This window comes from Ramlibacter sp. (genome assembly GCF_035706265.1).
In the GTDB taxonomy this organism is placed as follows: Bacteria; Pseudomonadota; Gammaproteobacteria; order Burkholderiales; family Burkholderiaceae_C; genus Ramlibacter.
On sequence record NZ_DASSVG010000155.1, the window covers coordinates 1 to 5,354 of the forward strand.

Below are 5,354 nucleotides of genomic sequence, written 5' to 3' on the forward strand. Positions count from 1 at the left end.
GGCGCCGCAGGCCGCGCTGCAGAAGGCGGGCTGAGGCCTTGCGCATCGGCCTGGTCTCCGACACGCACAACCTCCTGCGGCCCGAGGTGCTGGAGTACCTGCGCGGCAGCGACCACATCCTGCACGCCGGCGACATCTGCAACGAGGCCGTGCTGCAGGCGCTGGCCGCAATCGCGCCGCTCACGGCCGTGCGCGGCAACAACGACCGGGGTGCCTGGGCGCAGCGCCTGCGCGAGCGCGAAGTGGTGCAACTGGGCGGCGCCACCATCCTCGTCGTGCACGACATTGCGGACCTTGGGCGCACGCCCGATACTGGCGGCGCCGGCACGGTGGTCAGCGGCCATTCGCACCAACCGCGGGTGCAGGAGCGCGAGGGCGTCCTCTACGTCAACCCGGGCAGCGCGGGGCCGCGGCGCTTCAAGCTGCCGATCTCCGCCGGCGAGCTGCGCGTGGCCCAGGGCCGCGTGACGGCGCACCTGGTGCAGTTCTGAAAGGCCGCAGCCATGCTGAAGATCCGCGACATCGACCACCTCGTCCTGCGTGTCAAGGACGTGGACGCCATGGTCCGCTTCTACGGCGAGGTGCTGGGCTGCCCGGTGCACCGCGTCGACGAGAAGATCGGCCTCGTGCAACTGCGGGCCGGCCGCGGCCTGATCGACCTGATCCCGGTGGACAGCGAGATCGGCCGTGCGGGCGGCGCCGCGCCGGGCCGCGAAGGCCGCAACCTGGACCACTTCTGCCTGAGGGTGGAGAACTGGGACGCCGAGGCGATCCGCGCCCACCTGCAATCGCACGGCGTCGAGCCCGGGCCGGTGGCGCAGCGCTTCGGCGCCGAGGGACAGGGCCCTTCGATGTACCTCACGGATCCGGAGGGCAACACGGTGGAACTGAAGGGGCCGCCCAACGTGTAGCGTGGGCGACACCCCGGCTTGGCAATAATCCGGCCATGGAAACCAAATGGCTGGAAGATTTCGTCAGCCTCGCCGAGACGCGCAGCTTCAGCCGTTCGGCCCAGTTGCGCCACGTGACCCAGCCCGCCTTCTCGCGCCGCATCCAGGCGCTGGAAGCCTGGGCCGGCACCGACCTCGTGGACCGCAGCTCCTATCCCACCCGGCTCACGCCGGCCGGTGAAACGCTCTACGTCCAGTCGCTGGAGATCCTGCAGGCGCTGCAAAGCACCCGCGCCATGCTGCGCGGCCACGCCTCGGCGGGCCACGACGTGATCGAGTTCGCGGTGCCGCACACGCTGGCCTTCACCTTCTTCCCGGCCTGGGTGTCGCGCCTGCGCGAGACCTTCGGCCCGATCAAGAGCCGCCTGATCGCCCTGAACGTGCACGACGCCGTGATGCGGCTGGTGGAAGGCAGCTGCGACGTGCTGATCGCCTACCACCACAGCGCGCAGCCGCTGCAGCTCGATGCCGACCGCTACGAGCTCGTCACCCTGGGGCAGGAGAGCCTCGCCCCCTACTGCAAGCCCGATGCGGCCGGCGAGCCGATCTTCAAGCTGCCCGGGCGCAGCGCGCAGCCGCTGCCCTATCTGGGCTACGCGCCCGGCGCCTACCTGGGCCAGGTGACGGACGTGCTCCTGAAGCAGGCCGGCACGGCGATCCACCTCGATCGCGTGTACGAGACCGACATGGCCGAGGGCCTGAAGGTGATGGCGCTCGAGGGCCATGGCATCGCCTTCCTTCCCTACAGCGCCGTGAAGAAGGAGCTGCGCTCGGGCAAGCTGGTGCGCGCCGCGCCGCCGGAGCTGGCGGGCCTGGAAGTCACGATGGAGGTGCGGGCCTACCGCGAACGCCCCGGCGGCAAGCACGCCCCCAAGGGCACGGCGCAGGCCTTGTGGAATTTCCTCGCCAAGGAAGGCGGGGCGGCCTTGCTGCTGAAGGAGTGAGTCAGGTGGCATGCCACCGGGCATAAACCCTGCTTTCGAGGCCCCGTTGCTGGCCCTAAGCTGTCGGCGCCCGCGGTTTGCGCCGCTCCCCTGCGGAGCGGGCCTAGAATTTCCGGTTGGGTTCGGTTACATCAAAGGAGATTTGAATGAAGAAAAAGCATCTGCTGGCCTTTGCTCTCGCGGCCCTCGCAGCCAGCGGCGCCTTCGCCCAGCTGAATGACACCCTGGCCAAGGCCAAGGCGTCGGGCAAGGTGGTGATGGGCACGCGCGAATCGTCCGCGCCCCTGGCGTACACGCTGGGCAACAACCAGTTCACCGGCTACCACGTCGAGCTGTGCCAGCGCATCCTGAAGGCGGTGCTGCCCGGCGTGCCGGTGGAATACGTGGCCGTCACTTCCGCCAACCGCATCCCGCTGGTGCAGAACGGCACCGTGGACATCGAGTGCGGCTCCACCACCAACAACGTCGCGCGCCAGAAGGACGTGGCCTTCGCGCTCACGACCTACGTGACGGAAGTGCGTACCGCCGTCAAGGCCAACTCCAACATCAAGTCCGTGGCCGACCTGAACGGCAAGACCGTGGCCACCACCACCGGCACCACCTCGGTGGCGCTGCTGCGCAAGAACAAGCGCGCCCAGGGCATCCAGTTCAACGAGGTCTACGGCAAGGACCACGCCGACAGCTTCCTGCTGCTGGAATCCGGCCGCGCCGATGCCTTCGTGATGGACGACAACATCCTGGCGGGCCTGATCGCCGGCTCCAAGAGCCCGAAGGACTTCAAGATCGTGGGCGAGACGCTGAACATCGAGCCGATCGCGATCATGATCCGCAAGGACGACCCGAAGTTCAAGGCCGCCGTGGACGATTACATCCGCAAGGCCATGAAGGACGGCGAGATCAAGATGCTGTACGACAAGTGGTTCCTGAAGCCGATCCCGCCGAAGAACGTGGCGGTGAACCTGCCGATGGGCGAGACGCTGCAGGGCCTGATCAAGAACCCGAACGACAAGCCGGCCGAAGACTTCAACAAGTAAGCCAGGCTGCCCGCGCGCCGGCCGCCGCCCTCGCGGGCGCGGCCGGCGCTGCCATAACGAGCGAGGAGAAACGATGGCCCTGGACTGGCAGGTCTTTTGCCAGGACACGATCGAGAGGACGGCCGTGGCCGGCTGCTTCGGCACCGGCGGCCCCACCGGCACGCAGACCTACCTGGACTGGCTGATTTCCGCCTGGGGCCAGACGGTGCTGGTGGCGGGCCTCTCCCTGGTCGTGGCGCTGGTGGTGGGCTCCCTGATCGGCACGATCCGCACCCTGCCCGAGAGCCCCCTGCTGGTGCGCATCGGCAACGTCTGGGTCGAGTTCTTCCGCAACATCCCCCTGCTGGTGCAGATCTTCCTCTGGTACCACGTGGTGCCGGTGCTGATCCCCTTCTTCGCCGACACGCCCAAGCTGGTGCTGGTGGTGATGGCGCTGGGCCTCTTCACGTCGGCGCGCATCGCCGAACAGGTGCGCGCGGGCATCCAGGCGCTGCCGCGCGGGCAGCGCTACGCCGGCATGGCCCTGGGCTTCACGACCCCGCAGTACTACCGCTACGTGCTGCTGCCCATGGCCTTCCGCATCATCGTGCCGCCGCTGACCAGCGAGGCGATGAACATCTTCAAGAATTCCTCGGTGGCGTTCGCCGTGTCGATCACGGAGCTGACCTTCTTCGCCCAGCAGGCGGGGGAGGAGACGGCACGCGGCATCGAGATCTACCTCGCGGTGACCGTGCTGTACGTGATCTCCGCGTTCGCCATCAACCGCGTGATGGCCCTGATCGAGCGGCGCGTGCGGGTGCCGGGCTTCGTGGCCAGCACGGGCGGGGGGCACTGACATGCTGGACTTCAGCGTCTTCACCCCCGAGGTCTTCAAGGCCTACATCCTCAACGGCCTGTATTTCAGCCTCGTGCTGACCCTGGTCGCCACGCTGGGCGGCATCGTGTTCGGCACGGTGCTGGCGCTGATGCGCCTGTCGGGCGTGAAGGTGCTCGAGCTCGTCGCCGCCACCTACGTCAACGGCATGCGCTCGATCCCGCTGCTGATGGTGCTGCTGTGGTTCTTCCTGATGGTGCCCTTCATCATCGGCCGGCCGATCGGGGCCGAGCTGACGGCGGTGATCACCTTCATCGCCTTCGAGGCGGCGTACTTCAGCGAGATCGTGCGCGCGGGCATCCAGTCGATCCCGCGCGGGCAGGTCTATGCCGGGCAGGCGCTGGGCATGAGCTACGGCCAGAACATGCGGCTGGTGATCCTGCCGCAGGCCTTCCGCAACATGATCCCGGTGTTCCTCACGCAGACCATCATCCTGTTCCAGGACACCTCGCTGGTCTACATCATCACGGCGCACGACCTGCTGCACGGCTTCACCGTGGCGGGCAACAACCTGAGCCGGCCGCGCGAGAGCTACATCCTCGCGGCCGTCCTCTACTTCGTCATCTGCTTCAGCCTCTCCTGGATCGTCAAGAGGGTCCAGCAGAAGATCGCGATCATCCGATAAGAAAGAGCCCGCATGAGCGAAAACCAACCCATGATCGACATCCGCGGCGTGTCCAAGTGGTACGGGCCGGTGCAGGTTCTCAACGAGTGCACCGCGCGCATCGAGAAGGGCGACGTGGTCGTGGTGTGCGGGCCTTCGGGCTCGGGCAAGTCCACGCTGATCAAGACCGTGAACGGCCTGGAACCGATCCAGAAGGGCGAGATCTTCGTCAACGGCGTGCAGGTCAACGACCGCAAGACGGACCTGCCGAAGCTGCGCAGCCACGTCGGCATGGTGTTCCAGCACTTCGAGCTGTTCCCGCACCTGTCCGTCACCGAGAACCTGACCATCGCGCAGGTCAAGGTGCTGGGGCGCTCGCAGGACGAGGCGAAGGCGCGCGGACTCAAGATGCTCGATCGCGTGGGCCTCATGGCGCACAAGGACAAGTTCCCCGGCCAGCTCTCGGGCGGCCAGCAGCAGCGGGTGGCGATCGCCCGCGCGCTGTCGATGGACCCCTACGTGATGCTGTTCGACGAGCCGACCTCGGCGCTCGACCCCGAGATGGTGGGCGAGGTGCTGGACGTGATGGTGGGCTTGGCGAAGGAAGGCATGACGATGATGGTCGTCACCCACGAGATGGGCTTCGCGAAGAAGGTGGCCAACCGCGTGATCTTCATGGACGTGGGCGGGCGGCTGCTGGAAGACTGCAGCAAGGACGAATTCTTCGGCAATCCCGAGGCAAGGCAGCCGCGGACCAAGGATTTCCTGAACAAGATCCTCGCGCACTGAGGTTGTTTCACCCTCCCACTCTGGGGGAGGGCAGGGGTGGGGGCGCCCAAGCGCTGGGCTTCGGCGCTTCGCGGCTCAGCGCCAGCCTACGAATTCCGGCGCTCTCCCTCTCCCTCTCCCGCCTGCGGGAGAGGGCCGGGGTGAGGGCCCTCCGGAGTG

The 5,354-nt window shown here is 67.3% G+C and carries 7 protein-coding genes; all 7 read left to right on the plus strand.

Features of this window, described 5'->3' with window-relative positions:
* The first annotated feature begins 38 nt into the window (after positions 1-38).
* The 7 genes from VFM98_RS06105 to VFM98_RS06135 all read left to right on the plus strand — a co-directional run bounded on the left by VFM98_RS06105 (position 39) and on the right by VFM98_RS06135 (position 5,195).
* Complete coding sequence (locus VFM98_RS06105) at positions 39-491, plus strand: metallophosphoesterase family protein (protein WP_325109017.1); 453 nt, start codon at positions 39-41, stop codon at positions 489-491.
* 12 nt (positions 492-503) lie between these two features.
* Entirely contained in the window at positions 504-911 is a 408-nt protein-coding gene (locus VFM98_RS06110) for a VOC family protein (protein ID WP_325109012.1), read from the plus strand.
* 35 nt (positions 912-946) lie between these two features.
* On the plus strand, positions 947-1,894 hold the full coding sequence (locus tag VFM98_RS06115) for a LysR substrate-binding domain-containing protein (protein ID WP_325109013.1): 948 nt from the start codon (positions 947-949) through the stop codon (positions 1,892-1,894).
* Between the two features lie 146 nt (positions 1,895-2,040).
* Positions 2,041-2,928 (plus strand): amino acid ABC transporter substrate-binding protein, encoded by an 888-nt coding sequence (locus VFM98_RS06120; protein WP_325109014.1) that lies wholly within the window; start codon positions 2,041-2,043, stop codon positions 2,926-2,928.
* Positions 2,929-3,001: 73 nt separating this feature from the next.
* Positions 3,002-3,763: an amino acid ABC transporter permease gene (locus VFM98_RS06125; protein WP_325109015.1), complete on the plus strand. Its 762-nt coding sequence runs from the start codon at positions 3,002-3,004 to the stop codon at positions 3,761-3,763.
* A gap of 1 nt (position 3,764) precedes the next feature.
* A complete protein-coding gene (locus tag VFM98_RS06130) occupies positions 3,765-4,427 on the plus strand; it encodes an amino acid ABC transporter permease (RefSeq protein WP_325109016.1) in 663 nt (220 codons plus the stop codon).
* Positions 4,428-4,457: 30 nt separating this feature from the next.
* On the plus strand, positions 4,458-5,195 hold the full coding sequence (locus VFM98_RS06135; protein WP_325109018.1) for an amino acid ABC transporter ATP-binding protein: 738 nt from the start codon (positions 4,458-4,460) through the stop codon (positions 5,193-5,195).
* Positions 5,196-5,354: the final 159 nt, after the last annotated feature.